Genomic DNA, 18,401 nt, shown 5'->3' on the forward strand with positions numbered 1-18,401 from the left:
TGGGCGACCTCGCCCCGGCTCCCGGCACCGCGCCTCCTCGGCTCGAGTCGCCCGACCGGGTTCGGCCGCCGCACGAAACGGAGACACCATGAGCACTGATAACGAGACCACCTGGCTCACGACGGACGCCCGCGACCGTCTGCAGGCCGAGCTCGACACCCTCAGCGGCGAGGGACGTCGCGAGATCGCGTCACGCATCGAAGCCGCCCGCGAAGAGGGCGACCTGAAGGAGAACGGCGGCTACCACGCCGCCAAGGACGAGCAGGGCAAGATGGAGGCGCGCATCCGTACGCTGATCAACCTGCTGAAGCACGCGACGGTCGGTGACTCGACGGCCGCCGACGGCATCGTCGGCCCCGGCACCGTCGTCACGGCGACCATCGCCGGCGACGAGAGCACCTTCCTGCTCGGCAACCGCGAGATCATCGCCGCCGGCAGCGACCTCTCGGTCTACAGCGAGACCAGCCCGCTCGGCCAGGCCATCAACGGGCTCAAGGTCGGCACGACGACGAGCTACACCGCCCCGAACGGCAAGGACATCTCGGTGTCGATCACGAACGTCGAGACCTACCAGCCGTAGGTCCGACGCCGAAGGCCCCCGCTCGAACGGAGCGGGGGCCTTCGTCGTCCCGGCTGCGGGGGCCCGGACCCTCGACGGGGGTGTCGGCAACTCCGGAATGCGGCGTCGTCCGCGGCAGTCCTGCGCCCGCGGGCGGCCGTTCTCCTGAGTTGCCGACGGGGACGCGGTGCCGTCAGGAGGCGCGGGCGCGGTCGGGACGCGCAGACCCGGTCGGGAGGCGCGGGCCGCCGTCAGGAGGCGCGGGCCGCCGTCAGGACGCGCAGACCTGGTCAGGAGTCGCAGATCTGGTCAGGAGGCGCGGGGCACGTCTCGCGGAGTCGGCTCAGAAGTCGACGTTGGGCTCGTACCCGGCGTCGCGGAGCCGTTGCAGGACCTCTTCGACGTGGTCCGGCCCGCGCGTCTCGACGCTGAGCTCGAGCTCGACCTCGCTGATCTGGAGCCCGCGACCGTGGCGGGTGTGCAGCACCTCGACCACGTTCGCGTTGGCGTCGGACAGCACCTCGCTGACGCGGGTCAGCTGGCCGGGGCGGTCGGGCATGCCGATGCGCAGCTTGACGTAGCGGGCGGCGGCTGCGAGGCCGCGACCGATCACGCGCTCCATCATCAGCGGGTCGATGTTGCCGCCGCTGAGGATCACCACGGTCGTGCCGAGGTCACGCACCTGCTCGGTGAGGATGGCGGCGATGCCCACGGCACCCGCGGCCTCGACGACGAGCTTCGCGCGCTCGAGCAGCACGAGCATCGCCCGGGCCGTGTCGTCGTCGCTGACCGTGACGATCTCGTCGACCGTGTCGCGGATGATCTCGAAGTTGAGCACGCCGGGTTTCGCCACGGCGATGCCGTCGGCGATCGTGGGCTGGGCGTCGATGTCGGTCCGCACGCCGAGTTTCATCGAGACGGCGTACGGGGCGGCGTTGGCCGCCTGCACGCCGATGATGCGGACGTCGCGCCCGGTGCGTGCCGCGCTCTGCTTCAAGGCGCTGGCGACGCCGGCCGCCAGCCCACCTCCGCCGACGGGCACGATCACGGTGTCGACGTCGGGCACCTGTTCGAGGATCTCGAGCCCCAGCGTGCCCTGGCCCGCCACGACGTCGGCGTGGTCGAACGGGGGGATGAAGACGGCGCCCGTCGTGTCGGCGAACTCTTGTGCAGCTCGCAGCGACTGCTCGACCGTGTGCCCTCGGAGGACGACGTCCGCGCCGTAGTGCCGGGTCGCCTGCAGCTTGGGCAGGGCCACGCCGACGGGCATGAAGATCGTGGCCACGATGCCGAGTTCACGGGCCGCCAGGGCGACACCCTGAGCGTGGTTGCCGGCCGACGCGGCGACGACCCCGCGCGCCTTCTCGTCGTCGCTCAGCTGGGTCAGGCGGTTGTAGGCGCCTCGGATCTTGTACGACCCGGTGCGCTGCAGGTTCTCGCACTTGAGGTGCACCCGCGAACCGAGCACCTCGGCGAGGTACTGCGAGGTCTCCATCGGGGTGACGCGGACGACCTGCGAGACGCGGTCGCGCGCCTCCTCGATCTCGACGAGGGTGGGACCGGCCAGGGTGCGTTCAGACATCGGTGAGGCCTCCGGGCCGCGTGACGTCGTGCTCGACGGGTCGCGGCTTCTCTCGCCACGTACCCCTCGCGACGTAGGTGATCATGACGTTCAGCACGGCCACGAACGGGACCGCGAAGAGGGCGCCGGGGATCCCGGCGACCAGGGTGCCGGCCGCGACGGCGAAGACGACGGCCAACGGGTGCACCTTGACGGCACTGCCCATGACGAACGGCTGCAACAGGTGCCCCTCGATCTGCTGCACGAGGATCACCACGGCGAGCATGAGCAGGGCCACGACCCAGCCGTTGTAGACGAGGGCGATGACGACGGCGACGGCTCCGGTCGCGACGGCGCCCACGACGGGCACGAACGACCCGAGGAAGACCGCGATGGCGATCGGTGCCACCAGGGGCAGGCCCAGGAAGAGCGCCCCCAACCCGATGCCCACGGCGTCGACGAACGCGACGAAGATCTGCACCTTCACGAAGTTGGTCAGGGTGAGCCAGCCCGCGCGGCCCGCCCCGTCGATCGCCGGGTGCGAGGCCCGGGGGAAGAGCCGGACGACCCACCGCCAGATCTCGGCCCCGCCGACGAGCACGAAGATCGTCGCGAAGAGCCCCAGCACGAGCCCGGCAGCGACGTGACCCGCGGTCGACCCGACCGAGAGCGCACCGCGCACGAGCGGCTGACTGTCTTGCTGGACGGCCGCCACCGCGTCGGACACGTACCCGTTGATCTGCGCCTCGGTGAGGTGCAACGGCGAGGTGAGCAGGAAGTCCTTGAAGTCGCCGTAGGAGGCGATCGAGCGATCACGCAACGAGGGCCAGCCGTCGACGATCTGGAGGACGACCAGGACGACGAGGCCCGAGACCACCACGAGGAACCCCACCAGGACGGACACGACCGCCAACCACTTGGGCCAACGGTGCCGCTGCAGCCACCCCGAGAGCGGGACGAGCAGCGCGGAGATCAACAGGGCCACCAAGAAGGGGATGACGATGACCCGCAGCTGGGTGATCGACCAGATGACGACGCCGGCCACGGCCACGATCACCAGGATGCGCCAGGACCAGGCCCCGGCGATGACCATGCCCCGCGGCACCGACGGATCGGCGACGACACCGGCCGCGCGACCGCTCGTGACGTCGCCCTGCACCTCGTCGCCGCGCGTGGGGCGGTTCCGCCAGATCATCGCGTCAGTTTATGGCCCTGCGGGGCCGGTCACCTACCCCTCCACATGCCGGTGCACGCATGTGTCGAGGGGGACCAGGCGACACCAGGAGGCGCGGCGCGCGTCGGTGGCCGTCGCTACAGTCGTCCGCGTGCCCCGTCAGCAGCTCTCCCCCGCCCAGGCCCGTCGCGTCGCCTTGGCGGCGCAGGGCTTCGGGAGGCCCGTCGACGGCCCTGCCCGCCCGGGGACGCGGCAGCTGAACGGCCTCGTCGATCGCCTCGGCCTGCTGCAGATCGACTCGGTGAACGTGTTCGAGCGCAGCCACTACCTGCCCGCGTTCGCACGACTGGGCGCGTACGACCGCGCGACCCTCGACCGCCTCACCTTCGCTCCCCGTGGGCGGTACGTCGAGTACTGGGCCCACGAGGCCGCCATCGTCCCGGTGTCGACCTGGCCCCTGTTGCGGTGGCGCATGCGCGACTACGACGCGAAATGGCGGGGGGACGCCTCCTCGTGGCTGTCGACGAGTCCGCGCATGGAACGCTGGCTGCTCGACGAGATCCGCGACAAGGGGCCGCTGCCGGCCAGCCTGGTCGAGGCCGACGCCGCCCTCTTCCCCCAGCCAGACCGGACGGGCCCGTGGTGGGGGTGGGGTGACGTGAAGCGCGGCCTCGAGTCGCTGTTCCGCACGGGCGCCCTGGTCAGTGCCGGTCGCCGTCGGTTCGAGCGCGTCTACGCGCTGCCCGAACAGGTGCTGTCGGCCGAGGTCCTGGCCGTCGACGTCGACCGTCACGAGGCCCACCGGCGCCTCGTCGCCCACGCGGCCCGCGCCTCCGGGGTCGCGACGGCCGCCGACCTCGCCGACTACTTCCGCCTCAAGGCCGCCGACGTCGTACCCGCCCTGCGCGAGCTCCACGACGACGGTGTCGTCGAACCCGTGGACGTGCCGGGTTGGGGTGCGACCGCATGGCTGCACCGTGACGCCCGCGTACCCCGTCGGCTCGAGGCCGACGCCGTGCTGTCACCGTTCGACCCCGTCGTCTGGCACCGGCCCCGGGCGGAACGCCTCTTCGACTTCCGCTATCGCATCGAGATCTACACCCCGCGCGAGAAACGCGTGCACGGCTACTACGTCCTCCCCGTCCTGCAGGACGACCAGCTGGTGGCACGGGTCGACCTCAAGAGCGATCGTCAGTCGGGCGTCCTGCGGGTGCAGGCGGCATGGCATGAGCGCGACCTCCCCGTCGACGTCGAGCGGCTCGTGACGACGCTGCGCCGAGCGGCCGCCTGGCAGGGACTGGACGCCGTCGAGGTGGCCGATCGGGGCGACCTGGCGGGCCGACTCCGCACGGTGCTGACCGGCCGGGCCGACGCGGCCGGCCCGGCCGACCCCCTCGCTTAGAAGGTCCCGGCGTTCTGTCGCAGCCGCTGGATGCGATCGGCGAGCGGAGGGTGCGTGCTGAAGAGTCGGTCCATCACGCCGGGCTTCATCGGATCGCTGATCCAGAGGTGCGACATCGAGGTGTTCTGCTGCCGCATGGGCCGCCCCTGGGCACCGAGCTTCTCGAGGGCTCGGGCGAGACCCTCGGGGTACCGCGTCGTCAACGCCCCGGTGGCATCGGCGAGGTACTCGCGCTGACGCGAGACGGCCGCCTGGACACCTGCTGCGGCGAGAGGGGCGATGATCATGGCCACCAGACCGAGCACCAGGAAGACGGGGTTCCCGCCGCCCCCACCGTTGCTGTTCGAGTTGCGGTTCCCCCCTGACAACGCGCTGAAGAACGACATGCGCAACAGGATGTCGGCCAGGAAGCCCACGGCCACGACGAGGCCGAACACCATGGTCGACACACGGATGTCGTAGTTCTTCACGTGACCGAGCTCGTGAGCCATGACGCCCTGGAGCTCGCTGTCGTCCATGATCTCGAGCAGGCCGGTCGTGGCGGCGACCACGGCGTGTTCCGGGTCGCGGCCCGTGGCGAAGGCGTTGGGGGCCGGATCGACCACGACGTAGACCTTGGGCATCGGCATGCCCATCGTGATGCTGAGGTTCTCGACCGTGCGGTACAAGAGCGGAGCCGTCACACCGTCGACCTGCTGGGCGTTGCTCATCGTGAGCGCCTGCCCGCTGGCCGCGAAGTACTGGATCACGGCGTACAAAGCGGCACCGCCGAGAACCAGGAAACCGATCGACCCGTTGTTCCAGATGGCGCTCGCGGCGAACCCGAGGGCCCCGACGATCACCAGGAAGATCAGGACGATGAAGACGGTGTTGCGCTTGTTGCGCGAGATCGCGGAGTACACGGTGTCGAGGACGACTCGGGCTGGATCAGAACTGGACGCGCGGCGGTTCGGCGATCGCCGACGGCTCGGAGACCTCGAAGAAGTCCCGCTCGCTGAAGCCGAGCCGCTTCGCGAAGAGGGAGTTGGGGAAGACACGGTTCTTGGTGTTGAACTCGCGGACGCCGCCGTTGTAGAAGCGGCGCGCGGCTTGGATCTTGTCCTCGGTGTCGACCAGCTCGGACTGCAACTGCAGGAAGTTCTGGCTCGCCTGGAGCTGCGGGTAGGCCTCGGCCACGGCGAAGATGCTCTTCAGGGCGGTCTGCATGTGCCCTTCGGCAGCCGACGCCTCAGCCGGTGTGCCCGCTCCGATGGTCTCGGCACGGGCCGCCGTCACGTTCTGGAAGACGGACGATTCGTGCGAGGCGTATCCCTTGACCGCCTCGATGATGTTGGGGATCAGGTCGGCCCGGCGTTTGAGCTGGATCGTGATGTCGCTCCACGCCTCGTCGACGCGCACCTTCAGGGTCACCAACGAGTTGTAGGTGGCCCAGAGGTAGATGCCGATGATGACCGCGAGCAGGACGATGATCCCTGCTGCTACCAAGATGCCGATCGTGGCCGGTTGCATGACGTGTCACTCCTAGGTGGTGGACCGATGACGGCGGGCGCCGGATGGTCGCCCGCGACCGGGGTCGGGTCGTCGGGAGTCCGTTGGACACTATAAATGCGCTGCATGTGGGGTCCCTGCCCGTCGGGTGATCTCGAAGCAGACTCCCGAGGAGGGCCCGACCGGGCATCTCCCCCGCACGACTCCCCCGCACAACGGATTGACTTGTACCCCGCGAACGTGCTGAATGGGTGACAGTGTTCGAGCCGCCGACCCTGCGTCCCCCGCGTCCGTCGACCCCCGTCGACGGACGGCTCGTGGTCGAGCCGCGACACGGACGACGTGTCGCCTCGACCCTCGCGACGGTCGTGCTGGGTCTCTCGCTCGCCCTGACGGGCGGAGTCGGCGCGCTCGCCGCGGGCAGCCCGTCGGGTACTCCCGAACCCGGCCCGTCGCTCGGCCAGTCCCCTCCCGGTCCGGTCGCACCCACGATCGGCGACGTCGGAGACCGGGACGTGAACGCCGTCGTGGTCGGCGGGACCGGCACGCCCGGAGCCACCGTGAGGGTGCTCGACCCCCGCGTCCCCAGTCGAGCCCTCTGCGAGGTCATCCTGCCCACCGGTGACCCGGCCGGCGTCCCCTGGTCGTGCCCGGTGACGCTGGAGGACGGTGCCGACCAGACCCTCACGGTCCGAGACGTGACGAATGCCGCCGTGGTCGACGACGCCGTCAGCGCTCCGTTCTCGGCGCTCGGCCCGCCCACGGTCCAGGGCGGACCCGCCGTCGGTGGCAAGGTCGCGGGCACCGCGTTCCCCGGTGCCCGCATCACCGTCGGCGGGGGCGCGGCACCGGTCTCGGCGACGGCCGACGACGCCGGGGCCTGGTCGGCCGTGCTCCCGTCGGCGACCTGGCCGACCGGCCGGTACACGGTCACGGCGTCCCAGTCCTCGGACTCCGTTCCCGCCGTGCCCCGGTCCTCGACCTCCACCGGCGTCACCGTCACGATCGACCGCGACCCACCCGCCCCGCCGGCCGTGCTCTCGCCCCGGGCCGGCGAACGGGTCGCCTCGCAACCGCTCACCTTCTCGGGGACGGGAGAAGACGGCGCGACGGTCACCGCCTACGTCGACAGCACCCCCGTCTGCCAGGCCACGGTCTCCGGCGGCTCATGGGCCTGCACGTCGTCCGACGCCGCCCTCGCCGACGGAGAGCACGTGGTCCAGGCGGCCCAGATCGACCCGTCCGTGAACGTCGGGCCGCCCAGCGCGGGCATCTCGATCACGGTGACGTCGTCGGCCGCGCAGCCCGCGCCTCCTTCGTCCTCGGCCGCTCCGGCACCGACGGCGGCGCCCGGTGCGTCCGGGGGCGCCGTCCCCTCCGAGCCGTCTCCCGGGACGCCCGGAGCCCCGGGGACCGGTGACGGGCCGGGAGGCGCTCCCGGTGGCGTCGGCGAGGTACCACCCGAAGCGACCACACCGACGGCGGACTCCTGGGCGGCCGCGACGACGTTCGGTCGCGACCTGCCGTCCCTCGGCCGGACGATGACCGGGACGGGGTGGTTGATCGCTCTCGGCCTCGCAGCCGCGTTCGTGCTGCTCGTCGTCGCCCCGGCACGTCTGCTGGCCACGGCGATGCGAGGGCGCCTCGCGCCCCGCGCCCCGCGGCTCACCGGCCGGAACCGTCGTCGGGAACTCCCGACCTCGTTCTCGACCGCCACGCTCGACCCGCGCCTCGCCGCCGGGTTGACCATCGCGGCCGGAGCCGCCGTGGTCGGGCTGGCGGCCGGCCTCGACGACGAGGTCCGCTACGCACGCCTGTTCGCCGGGATCGTCGTCGGAGTCGCCCTGGTCAACGTGCTCGCGGTCGTCGTCCCCACCCTGGTGATGGGGCGTTCCCCGGACCGCGAGGCGCGCATCCGCATGTCACCGCGCCTCCTCCTCGTCGCCGTCGTCGCCTGCGCGGTGACGCGGTCGCTCGGCCTGGACCCGCCCCTCGTGCTCGGGGTGGTGCTCGTCGGAAGCCTCGCCGCAGCGCCCCGGTCGGCGCACCACGGCCGGACCGGTGAGGTGGGCGATCGAGAAGCAGGGCTGCTCGCGCTCGTCCAGGTCGCCGCCCTGGTGGTCGTGGCGGCCGGAGCCTGGGCCGTCCACGGCGCCCTCCCCGCCACCGGTGGGTTCATCACCGAGCTGGCCCTCGAGACGAGCGCGACGGTCTGCCTGACCGGGCTCGGATCGCTCGTGCTCGCGCTCGTGCCGGTGGGCTCCCTGCCTGGTCGACGCCTCTGGGCCTGGTCGCGCCCGCTCCACGTGGCTCTCACGGTCGTCGGCGTCACGGCGGCCGCCGCCGTGCTCACGGGCGGCTCGTCGTCCTTCCCGATCGGAGGCGCGGTCGTGGCCGCCGCCGTGGCCGCGGGCCTCTGCGTCGCGGCCTGGCTCTGGACGTCGTTCGTCGAGATCGACACCGACGACGCCTGACCGGACGCGCCTCCGTCGCCGGCCGTCCCGACTGCGGCTCACGCGACCGTGTTCGGGGCGGCGGCGGTCGCGCGGACGGCTGCCAGGCCGTCGGGCTGCCGGTGGTCCCGGTCTTGCCGCATTGCCTGCCGCCGTCGTCATCGTCGTCGGCAATTCAGGAAACCGACGCACGAACGGACGGAACCGGCCTGCCGATCCTCCGATCTCCTGAGTTGTCGACGTAGGGCAGGGCAGGGCTAGGCAGGGCAGACGGAGCAGGGCGGGGCGGGGCAGGGCAGGGCGCGGCAGAGCAGGGCTGAGCGCGACCGGCAGGGTGCGGCGGGGTAGCTCAGGGCGCGGCAGGGGGCGGCGGAGCGGAACACGCGGGCGGACGGCGCGCGACAGGGGCCGAGGCGATGCGGCCACACGGCGGACGCGACCGCCGGCCGGACGCGTGAAGTCGGCAACTCAGGAGAACGACGCCGGAACGCGCGCGACGTGCCCCGGAGCACGCCGATCTCCTGAGTTGCCGACGATGCTCGCGCCGCGCGGGCGGGCGGTCGGGCGGTCTGGCTGGCAGAGCTGGCGGGGCTACGGGGTGGGAGCGGACGAGCGGGCGCGCGGGCTGGGGCCTACGCGAGAGCAGGAGGCGCGGGCAAGAGCTGGAGGCGCGGGCGAGGGCGAGGGGGCGGGGCCTACGCGAGAGCAGGAGGCGGGGGCGAGAGCAGGAGGCGCGGGCGAGGGGCCTACGCGAGAGCAGGAGGCGCGGCGGGGTCGACAGCGAGGCGCTTGCGTTCCGCAGGGGCCCGGCCGCGATCAGCACCGAGCGCCGGGGCAGATGCCACCTGGCCACCTCGGGCGGCACGTGACCCGGCAGAAAGGGGCGGCACGTGCCCCCGCAGGGACTCGAACCCTGACTGAAGCGATTTTAAGTCGCCTGCCTCTGCCGATTGGGCTACGGGGGCCCGAGCGACCAGCCTACGAGACGCGGACGCCCGCCACGCTGCAGGCAGCGGGCGGGCGTCTCGGACGTGCTCGAGGGTCGCTCGGAGGCGGGCACCCCGTCGGTCACCGCGGTCTCGCCGGTGATCTCCTACTTGGCGGCGGGCTTGCGCGCGGGCGCCTTGCGAGGAGTACCGGTCGCTGCCTCGCCGACCTCGGCCGTGCCCTTCTTGGCCGTTCCGTCGTCCTCGACCGGGTTCGCGTACGCGGGCCCCGCCTCGCCGGCGGGCTGGCCGGCACCGACGGATGCGGGCGCGGGAGCCTCGGCGGGTGTCTCGACAGCCGCCTTGGGACGCGAGGCGAACTCTTCGAAGGCCGCCCGGGGACGCTCACGGTTGTCGAGCGAGACGATGTCGCGTCCCAACCAGAAGTTGTTCCACCAACCGCCGACGACGCGGAACTTACGCTCGAAGGAGGGCATCGCCAGGCCGTGGTACCCGCGGTGGGCGGCCCAGGCCGGGAAGCCCTTCATGGCGAACTTGCCGCTCTGGAAGACGCCGACGTTCAGCCCCAGGCCGGCGACGGCTCCGAGGTTCTCGTGCTTGTAGTCGACGAGTCCCTCTCCGCGGAGCGAGGCGACGATGTTCTTCGCGAGACGCTTGCCCATGCGGACGGCGTGCTGGGCGTTCGGCACGCAGAAGCCGCCCACGCCCTTCCCGGTGAGGTCGGGGGTGGCGGCGACGTCACCACAGGCCCAGGCGTCGGGAACGACGGTCTCACCGTCGACGATGCGAAGGTCGGCCTTGACGGTGATGCGTCCGCGCTGTTCGAGCGGGAAGTCGGTGCCGCGGACCATCGGGTTGGCCATGACGCCGGCCGTCCAGACGATGAGGTCGGACTCGAACGACTCGCCCGTGGACAGTTCGATCTTCCCGCCGACCGCCGACTGCAGCTGCGTGTCGAGGTGGACCGTCGCGGCGCGTTCGGCGAGGTTCTTGAGCACCCAGTGGCTCGTCTCGAGCGAGACCTCGGGCATGATGCGGCCCATCGCCTCGACGAGGTGGAAGTGCGTGTCGTCGATGGTGAGGTCGGGGTAGTTCTTGAGCAGGTCGCTGGCGAAGCTGCGCAGCTCGGCGAAGACCTCGATGCCGGCGAAGCCACCGCCGACCACCACGACCGTGAGCAGGCGGTCGCGCTCGGGACCGGCCGGCAGGTTGGCGGCCTTCTGGAAGTTCGTGAGCACCTTGTCGCGGATCGCGGCGGCCTCTTCGATGGTCTTGAGGCCGATGGCCTCGTCGGCGACGCCCGGGATCGGGAAGGTGCGGGACACGGCGCCGGCCGTCATGACGATCTGGTCGTACTGCATCGTCCACGCGTCGCCCACCTCGGGCGTGATCGTGGCGGTCTTCGAGGCGTGGTCCACGCCGGTGACCTTGGCCGTGACGACGTTCGTCTTCTTGAGGTGGCGGCGGAGGGCGACGACCGCGTGGCGCGGCTCGATCGACCCGGCGGCGACCTCGGGCAGGAACGGCTGGTACGTCATGTAGGGCAGCGGGTCGACGATCGTGACCTCGGCCTCACCCGCGCGCAACCACTTCTCGAGCTTCCAGGCAGTGTAGAAACCGGCGTAGCCGCCGCCGACGATCAGGATTTTGGGCACGGCGAATGTCTCCTTGAGATGGGGGTGTCGCAGACGACCTTACCCCGAGCGCCGCGCACGCCTGAACTGGCGGACCGCCCCGACGGCGACGAGGACGGCCGCTCCCCCGAAGACCGTGAGGACGATCAACGGGATGCCCGTCGACCTCATGGTCTCGACCGTGGGCAGCAGGACCGCCAACGGCTGACCCGGATCGGTCACCGGTGTCGGCACGGGGGCCTCGACGGTCGGGTTCGTCGCCTGCGCCGACGGCACCGGCACGTCCGCCCGCCGGTGCACGCGGATCCACTCGGCCAGGTCGCCCATGGGGTTCTCGGCGACCGTCGGCACCGAGGCCGTGACGGCCGCGGCCGCGTCGACGAGGCCGTGCCCGTACAGCGGGTCGGGTGTCGTGGCGCCCTTCGGCGTGGCCGTCGCGACGACGCGGTTGATGACGTCGTCGGCGTCGAGCTCGGGATGAGCACTGCGCACGAGGGCGACGATGCCCGCCACGAGGGGCGTGGCACCGCTCGTGCCGCTCCAGCTGTAGTGGACGTCACCGGGACCGACACCCACGAGGTCCTCGCTCGGGGCGGCCACACCGATCGTGATGCCCTGGCTCGACGCGTCGAAGCTCGCCGTGCCCTGGCGATCCACGCCGGCGACGGTGAGGACGCCCGGCATGGTCGCGGGCGCGCCGACCTCGGTCGTGCCGCTGCCGCGGTTGCCGGCCGCCGCGACGACGACGACGTCGTGCTGCATGGCGTAGAGGAAGGCGTCGTCCCAGCTGGTCGGCCAGTCGAGCGTGTTGCGGGTCAGGGACATGTTGATGACGTCCGCCCCGGCGTCGACCGCCCAGCGCACCGCCCGGGCGATCTGGTCGTCGGAGTCCACCGCCGACGAGCCGAAGCCCACCGACACCGAGAGCAGGTCGGCCTCGGGCGCGACGCCGATCACGCCGTCGCCGGACCCGGTGCCACGGCCGGCGACCATCGATCCGACCAGCGTGCCGTGGTTCGGGTCGTCGCCGACGGGCGTCTGACCGTCGGCCGAGCCGAGCCCCGACACGTCGGTGCCGCCGACGACGACGCCCTGGAGTTCACGCACCGACGAATCGACGCCGGTGTCGATCACGGCCACGGTCGTCCCCGCCCCCCGTGTGGTCTGCCACGCCCGCTGGATGCCGTAGTCGGCGAGCCAGTACTCGGCATCGCGGACCTGGTCGGCCGATGCGGCCGACGCCGGCACGACGGCAGCGACGAGGGCCCCCAGCACGATCGCCACCACGAACCCCCCGGAACGGCGCACGCGCGTCAGGCTCCCCCACCGATCTCGGGCGAGGCGGCGGCCTGCTGGTCGTCGGCCAGGAAGTCGGGGCACCGGCACACGTCGGGACTCCACGACGCCCGCTCGAGGGCGAGGTCGCCGAAGGGGTTGACCCCCGGCCCGGCCGCCAGCGAGTGACCGACGAGGGCGTGCAGGCACTTGACCCGCTCGGGCATGCCACCCGCCGTGACGTGGTCGATCTCGTCCACGTGCTCGATGCCCTCGCGGTCGGCCAGGTACGCCTCGTGCGCGGCGTGGTATCGGCTTCGCAACTCGGGGTCGGACTCGAGGAGCTCGGTGAACTCGGCCATCACCCCGGTGGCCTCGAGGGTCGACACGGCAGCCGTGGCACCGGGGTGGCACAAGTAGTAGAGCGTGGGGAAGGGCGTGCCGTCGGTCAGCCGCGGTTTCGTCGCCACGACGGTGGGTGCGCCGCAGACGCAGCGCGCGGCGATGCCGATGACGTCGCGCGCGGGCCGCCCGAGCTGGGCGGTCACGACACGGACGTCGTGGTCGGTCACGGGGTCGAAGGGGGGCGTGGTCACGGCGTGCCACCTGTCTGCTCGGAGGTCGGGGCGGGCACCTGGCTGCCGCTGATGTCGGGGGCGACGAGTTCGGTCGCGGGCTCGTCGCTCAGCCCGGCGTCGAGCACCGAGGCCGTCATCGCCGCCACCCAGTCGACCTGGGGCGTCTGGAGCGAGTCGCTGATCGTCGTGCCGGTGCCCGGAGCCGTGCCGGGCGCCTGGGCCGCGTCGTCGCCCATCACGAGGTAGCTGTACTCACCCGGGTAGACGTAGAGCAGGCGGTCGCGTGCCTGGGCCTCGATGTACGCCGGATCGCTCCATCGCGCGACGTCTTCTTTCAACTCGTCGACGGACTGCTCTTGCTGCCGGACGTCGTCCTGGAGGGCCGCGATCTGTTGCTGCTGCTGCACCAGGGTGCGCAGCGAGGGCGCGAGGATGACGACGAACATGACCAGGATGACCAGCATGAGCACGCTGAACCCCGAGAACCGGATCGACCGCAGCCAGTGGCCCGTCGGCGTCTCGCCGGTCGGCAGGGTCACCGGCACACGGCGGTTCGCGGTCTCACGGGGCATGGGACGAGCCTAAAGGACGTCTCTGGGGAACGACGGAGGCCCGCCCCGCACGAGCAGGACGGGCCCCGAGGAGGCGCGGGTCGCGTCAGGCGGAGAAGCGCGGGAAAGCGCTGTACCCGGCGTAGACCGCGGCGTCGCCGAGCTCTTCCTCGATGCGGAGGAGCTGGTTGTACTTCGCCACGCGCTCGCTGCGGGCGGGGGCACCGGTCTTGATCTGGCCGGCGTCGGTCGCGACGGCGAGGTCGGCGATCGTGGTGTCCTCGGTCTCACCCGAACGGTGCGAGAGGACCGTCGTGTAGCCGCTGCGCTGGGCGAGCGCGACGGCGTCGAGCGATTCGGTCAGCGTGCCGATCTGGTTGACCTTCACGAGGATCGAGTTGGCAGCGCCGGCCTTGATGCCCTTGGCGAGTCGCTCGGGGTTCGTGACGAACAGGTCGTCGCCGACGATCTGCGTCTTCGAGCCGATCTCGCTCGTCAGGTGGGCCCAGCCCTCCCAGTCGTCCTCGTCGAGCGGGTCCTCGATGGTGACGAGGGGGTACGACGCGACGAGGTCGGCGTAGTAGTTCGCGAGGAAGGCCGAGTCGCGCTTCTCGCCCTCGAAGGTGTAGCTGCCGTCCGCGTAGAACTCGCTCGAGGCCACGTCGAGACCCAGGGCGAGGTCCTTGCCCGGGGTGAAGCCGGCCTTGGTGATGGCCTCGACGAGCAGGTCGAGCGCGGCGCGGTTGCTGTCGAGGTTCGGCGCGAAGCCACCCTCGTCGCCCAGACCGGTCGAGAGGCCCTTGGCCTTGAGCTCGCTCTTGAGGGCGTGGTACGTCTCGGCACCCCACTGCAGCGCCTCGGCGAACGAGGACGCGCCGACCGGCAGGATCATGAACTCCTGGATGTCGACGTTGCTGTCGGCGTGCGAACCGCCGTTGATGACGTTGAGCATGGGGACGGGCAGCGTGTGCGCGTTCGGCCCGCCGAGGTAGCGGAAGAGGGGCAGGTCGGCCGAGTCGGCCGCCGCCCGGGCCACGGCCAGCGAGACGCCGAGGATGGCGTTCGCGCCGAGACGCTTCTTGTTGTCGGTGCCGTCGAGTTCGATCATGGCCTGGTCGATCAGGCGCTGGTCGGTGGCGTCGAGGCCCTCGACCTCGGGGCCGATCTCGTCGATCACGGCGGCGACGGCCTTGAGCACGCCCTTGCCGAGGTAACGGCTCTTGTCGCCGTCACGGAGCTCGTAGGCCTCGAAGGCCCCGGTCGATGCACCCGAGGGGACGGCCGCACGCGACACCGTGCCGTCCTCGAGCAAGACCTCGACCTCGACGGTGGGGTTGCCCCGCGAGTCGAGGATTTCGCGGGCGCCTACGGCGTCGATTGCTGCCACTGGAGAGCTCCTTAGTAGTCGTTCGTCTGGGGACGCGAGGTCCGCGGCCCAGCTTAGCCGCGCCTCCTGCCCTGGTTCGTGGCGAGGAGCCGTCGGCGACGGTCAGCCGATCGTGCGGACCTCGAGGTCGGCGGCCGACTCGCCCCCGCGCACGGTGACGAAGCGGCCGAACCCCGCCGCCGCCAGTCCGTCGAGCTGGTTGGTGAAGTTCTTGGCCTTCTTCTCGAGGCGCACGCGCCGTTCGCCGCCCGCCAGCAACGCGCGCTGCAGGGCGAGCAGCTCGACCGGTTCGACCTTCTTGTCGTAGACCACCGCGAGCCCCTCGTCGCCGTCGGTCTCGAGGGTCACGAGGTCGACGAGGCGTTCGAAGCCGAGGGAGAAACCGGCCGCGGGCACGTCGCTGCCCAGGAAGCGGCCGATCATGCCGTCGTAGCGACCGCCGCCGCCGAGGGAATAGGGCACGTCCGGGTGGGCGATCTCGAAGATCGTGCCCGTGTAGTACCCCATGCCGCGGACCAGGGTCGGATCGAACTCGAGGGTGGAGCCCGGCAGCGCCTCGCGCAGCGCGACGAGGTCGGTGAACGCCGCACGGTCGAGCCAGGGGACGTCCTTGGCCTCACCGGTGGCCCAGGAGGCGCCGGCCAGCTGGGTGAGCGCGTCGCCGAGACCCGGCGTGGTGACGCCGAGGTCGGCGAGTTCGGCGACGACGCCGTCGACGCCGATCTTGTCGAGTTTGTCGACGACGATCAGCGCCTGGTCGGTCAGCGCCTCGGGTACCGCCCAGTGGGCGAGCATCGCCAGCAGGATGCGGCGGTCGTTCACGCGGATCGTCGTGCCGGTGAGGCCGAGGGCGTCGAGCACGGCGGTCGTGGCCTGGATCAGTTCGATCTCGGCCAGCGGCCCGGCCTCGCCCAGGACGTCGATGTCGCACTGGACGAACTGGCGGTAGCGGCCCTTCTGCGGACGCTCGGCCCGCCACACCGGGGCGATCTGCACGGAGCGGAAGACCGTCGGCAGCTCGGCTCGGTGCGACGCGTAGAAGCGCGCGAGCGGCACCGTCAGGTCGAAGCGGAGTCCGAGGTCGGCGAGTCCGAGCACGCTCTCGGCCGATCGCAGGTCGTCGAGGTCGAGGCCCCGCCGGAGGACGGCGAAGACCTGCTTCTCGTTGTCGCCCCCGAGCCCGGAATGGAGGCGCGAGCTCTCTTCGACCACGGGCGTCTCGATCTCGTCGAAGCCGTAGGAGCGGTAGACGCCTCGGATGACCGAGAGCACGCCCTCGCGGCGCCTCTTGTCGGCGGGCAGGTGGTCGCGCATGCCGCGCGGCGGGTTGACGGGGGTCGGCATGAGGACATCATCCCAGAGACGCCGCACCCCTGACGTCGGCACCGACTTGCAGGCATGTCACATTCTACGTTATGGTTTTCTCGGGTGGTCGGCGCGAATCGGGTTGCGTGTCGGTCACACCACTCGGCCCTCCCTTCCCTGCGGTGAGGGCCCTGGCCGGGCCGGGCGCTGAGCGCTCGGCCCGGTTCAGCCCGACCCGACGCCCGCCGACACCATCAGGTTCCACCCACCCCGAGGCCGACGGCGAGCAGGGTCAGTGCTGAGGAACGCGCGAGACGAGGGTCTCGACGGCATGCTTGTACGCTGCGGACGCACGACGTCCGTCCCCCGAGACGATGGCGTCGTACTGCAGGCCGAACAACGCATCGACGAAGACCCGCGCCGCGACCTTGGCCTCGGCCGGCGCGACCCCGTTCGCCGAGACCCAGCCCGCCACGTGGTCGACCCACCGTCCGACCGCCCCGCGAGCGGTGCCGCCGACCTCGCCCGCCACGGTCTCGAGCAGGGCCGCCTCGAGCTCGAGGCGGTGCAGGTCTCGGCCCCGCTCGGTGGTGACCTCGTGCCAGACCTTGGCCAGGTGCTTGCCGAAGGCCTCGCGGTCGAGCTCGGAGACCGCGACCGACAGCAAGGCGTCGTTGCGGGCGACGACCGCGCGGACGATCTCGGCGATGAGCTCTGCCCGGTTGCCGAAGTGGTAGACGAAGACGTACGTGCTGACCCCCAGGGCCTCGGCCAGGGTGCGGAACGACACGGTGGCGAGGGAGCGACCCCGGAGGTGCTCGAGGATCTGGCCGAGGAGCTCGGGCTTGCGGGTGGGATCAGGCTTGCGAGGCATGGTGCCGCTCCTTCGTGCCGACGAGTCGTACTCGCCCTGCGCGGTCGCCGTCGTCGTAGTGGACCATAACAGACGTCTGTCGTGGCCGACCGGTCGGTCGACCGGCATCCGCGAGGCCCCCCGAGCACCCCGGGCGGGACGCCGAGTGCACCGACATGTCGGCTTTTGACATGTCAACACACATCCTCTACATTGAGGACACCACTCGGACCCCACCGGGTCGCTGCCCCTCTGGCCGACCCTCTGGTGGACGAGCGCCGGCCTCGCCGCTCATTCGGGTTGAGCGGGCGACGCCGAGGTGCCCCCTCATTCGGGTTGAGGGGGCACCTGCTCGACGGGACGGCCCTCGATCGTGCCGCCTTCGACCTGGGCGCCCCCGGGTTGCCCGCCTTCGGGCTGCTCGTCTTCCGCCTGGCCGCCCTCGAGCTGCCCGCCTCCGGCCGGTTCGGCCTCGTCTCGCCGCAGGAGAATCTCGCGCTCGCGCACGGCGGCCCGGAGCGCGCGCTCGGCATCGATGCCCCGGTCGGTGGCCTCGTCGACCTGCGCGAGCAGCCCTCGGCCCCACGCGAGTTCGCGCGACTCGGCCAGGGCGTCCGTCGCCGCCGTGCCCACCGCCGCCGTGCCCGTCACCTCCGTGCCCGACGTCGTGGTCGGTGCCCGATCGGGCTCGGGGCGGACGCCACCTGCGGCAGCCCGTCGCGCATCGAGCTTCTGGGCGCGGGCGAGAGCGGGCTGCCCGACGGGGACGCCGTCGTAGGCACTCGTCCGCTGCGACTTCTCGTCGGCCTTCGCCGCCGACCAGAGTCGGACGATCTCGTCGACGTCGTCGGCCCGGTCGGCCCCGAAGACGTGGGGGTGACGCCGCACGGTCTTCTCGGCGACGTCACGCACGACGTCGGCGAGGTCGAACGACCCCGAGGAGGCGCGGGCGGCCAGGGCGCCGTGCAGGACCACCTGGTACAGCACGTCCCCGAGCTCTTCCCGGACGTCGTCCGGGGTGCCGTCCTCGATCGCCTCGACGAGCTCGTAGGTCTCTTCGACGAGGTAGGTCACCAGGGACCGCTGGGTCTGCGCACGATTCCAGGCGCACCCGCCCTCGTCGGCGAGGAGGGCGTCGACCACGCGGACGAGCTCGTCGAGCCGAGCGCCCGCCCCGGGTTCGGAGGCGCCCCGCGCCTCCTCGTCGTGGGCTCCGTCCGGGCGACGCGACACG

The 18,401-nt window shown here is 71.6% G+C and carries 15 protein-coding genes and 1 tRNA gene; 3 read left to right on the forward strand and 13 right to left on the reverse strand.

The window, feature by feature from the left end; genetic code table 11:
- The first annotated feature begins 88 nt into the window (after positions 1–88).
- Positions 89–580 (forward strand): transcription elongation factor GreA, encoded by a 492-nt coding sequence (gene greA, locus HQQ78_RS09805; protein WP_056048805.1) that lies wholly within the window; start codon positions 89–91, stop codon positions 578–580.
- A gap of 322 nt (positions 581–902) precedes the next feature.
- Here the strand turns inward: greA and ilvA are convergent, their stop codons facing one another.
- The gene (gene ilvA, locus HQQ78_RS09810; RefSeq protein WP_056048808.1) at positions 903–2,141 is read right to left on the reverse strand and encodes a threonine ammonia-lyase; all 1,239 of its coding nucleotides are present in this window, start codon (positions 2,139–2,141) and stop codon (positions 903–905) included.
- A complete protein-coding gene (locus HQQ78_RS09815; RefSeq protein ID WP_123571595.1) occupies positions 2,134–3,315 on the reverse strand; it encodes an AI-2E family transporter in 1,182 nt (393 codons plus the stop codon). The genes ilvA and HQQ78_RS09815 overlap by 8 nt, the downstream gene beginning before the upstream one ends.
- A 130-nt stretch (positions 3,316–3,445) precedes the next feature.
- Here HQQ78_RS09815 and HQQ78_RS09820 point away from each other — a divergent pair, with 130 nt between their 5' ends.
- Positions 3,446–4,696: a winged helix-turn-helix domain-containing protein gene (locus tag HQQ78_RS09820; protein WP_277959138.1), complete on the forward strand. Its 1,251-nt coding sequence runs from the start codon at positions 3,446–3,448 to the stop codon at positions 4,694–4,696.
- Here HQQ78_RS09820 and HQQ78_RS09825 read toward each other — a convergent pair.
- Entirely contained in the window at positions 4,693–5,598 is a 906-nt protein-coding gene (locus HQQ78_RS09825; protein WP_173152859.1) for a M48 family metalloprotease, read from the reverse strand. The two genes, HQQ78_RS09820 and HQQ78_RS09825, sit on opposite strands and share 4 nt — an antisense overlap.
- 25 nt (positions 5,599–5,623) lie before the next feature.
- Entirely contained in the window at positions 5,624–6,205 is a 582-nt protein-coding gene (locus HQQ78_RS09830; protein WP_043597810.1) for a LemA family protein, read from the reverse strand.
- Positions 6,206–6,441: 236 nt separating this feature from the next.
- Here HQQ78_RS09830 and HQQ78_RS09835 point away from each other — a divergent pair, with 236 nt between their 5' ends.
- Complete coding sequence (locus HQQ78_RS09835) at positions 6,442–8,658, forward strand: Ig-like domain-containing protein (protein ID WP_173152862.1); 2,217 nt, start codon at positions 6,442–6,444, stop codon at positions 8,656–8,658.
- An 870-nt stretch (positions 8,659–9,528) separates the two neighbouring features.
- Here the strand turns inward: HQQ78_RS09835 and HQQ78_RS09840 are convergent.
- The 9 genes from HQQ78_RS09840 to HQQ78_RS09880 form a co-directional block, all read right to left on the reverse strand.
- Positions 9,529–9,602, reverse strand: a tRNA-Leu gene (locus tag HQQ78_RS09840).
- A 128-nt stretch (positions 9,603–9,730) separates the two neighbouring features.
- On the reverse strand, positions 9,731–11,239 hold the full coding sequence (locus HQQ78_RS09845; RefSeq protein WP_173152865.1) for an NAD(P)/FAD-dependent oxidoreductase: 1,509 nt from the start codon (positions 11,237–11,239) through the stop codon (positions 9,731–9,733).
- Positions 11,240–11,278: 39 nt separating this feature from the next.
- Positions 11,279–12,526 carry a S8 family serine peptidase gene (locus HQQ78_RS09850; protein WP_371740475.1) on the reverse strand — a complete coding sequence of 416 codons (1,248 nt, stop codon included), beginning with the start codon at positions 12,524–12,526 and terminating at the stop codon, positions 11,279–11,281.
- Between the two features lie 5 nt (positions 12,527–12,531).
- Positions 12,532–13,089 carry a DUF501 domain-containing protein gene (locus HQQ78_RS09855; RefSeq protein ID WP_056048820.1) on the reverse strand — a complete coding sequence of 186 codons (558 nt, stop codon included), beginning with the start codon at positions 13,087–13,089 and terminating at the stop codon, positions 12,532–12,534.
- On the reverse strand, positions 13,086–13,643 hold the full coding sequence (locus HQQ78_RS09860) for a septum formation initiator family protein (RefSeq protein WP_056048823.1): 558 nt from the start codon (positions 13,641–13,643) through the stop codon (positions 13,086–13,088). Before HQQ78_RS09860 ends, HQQ78_RS09855 begins: the two co-directional genes overlap by 4 nt.
- A gap of 85 nt (positions 13,644–13,728) precedes the next feature.
- Positions 13,729–15,009 (reverse strand): phosphopyruvate hydratase, encoded by a 1,281-nt coding sequence (eno, locus tag HQQ78_RS09865; protein ID WP_056048826.1) that lies wholly within the window; start codon positions 15,007–15,009, stop codon positions 13,729–13,731.
- 102 nt (positions 15,010–15,111) lie between these two features.
- Positions 15,112–16,353, reverse strand: a complete 1,242-nt coding sequence (gene hisS, locus HQQ78_RS09870) for a histidine--tRNA ligase (protein ID WP_173152868.1) — start codon at positions 16,351–16,353, stop codon at positions 15,112–15,114.
- 253 nt (positions 16,354–16,606) lie between these two features.
- Positions 16,607–17,188 (reverse strand): TetR/AcrR family transcriptional regulator, encoded by a 582-nt coding sequence (locus HQQ78_RS09875; protein WP_056048830.1) that lies wholly within the window; start codon positions 17,186–17,188, stop codon positions 16,607–16,609.
- Positions 17,189–17,494: 306 nt separating this feature from the next.
- A complete protein-coding gene (locus HQQ78_RS09880) occupies positions 17,495–18,400 on the reverse strand; it encodes a MazG nucleotide pyrophosphohydrolase domain-containing protein (protein ID WP_173152871.1) in 906 nt (301 codons plus the stop codon).
- Position 18,401: the final 1 nt, after the last annotated feature.

Source organism: Frigoribacterium sp. VKM Ac-2859, assembly GCF_013204925.1.
Classification (GTDB): domain Bacteria; phylum Actinomycetota; class Actinomycetes; order Actinomycetales; family Microbacteriaceae; genus Frigoribacterium.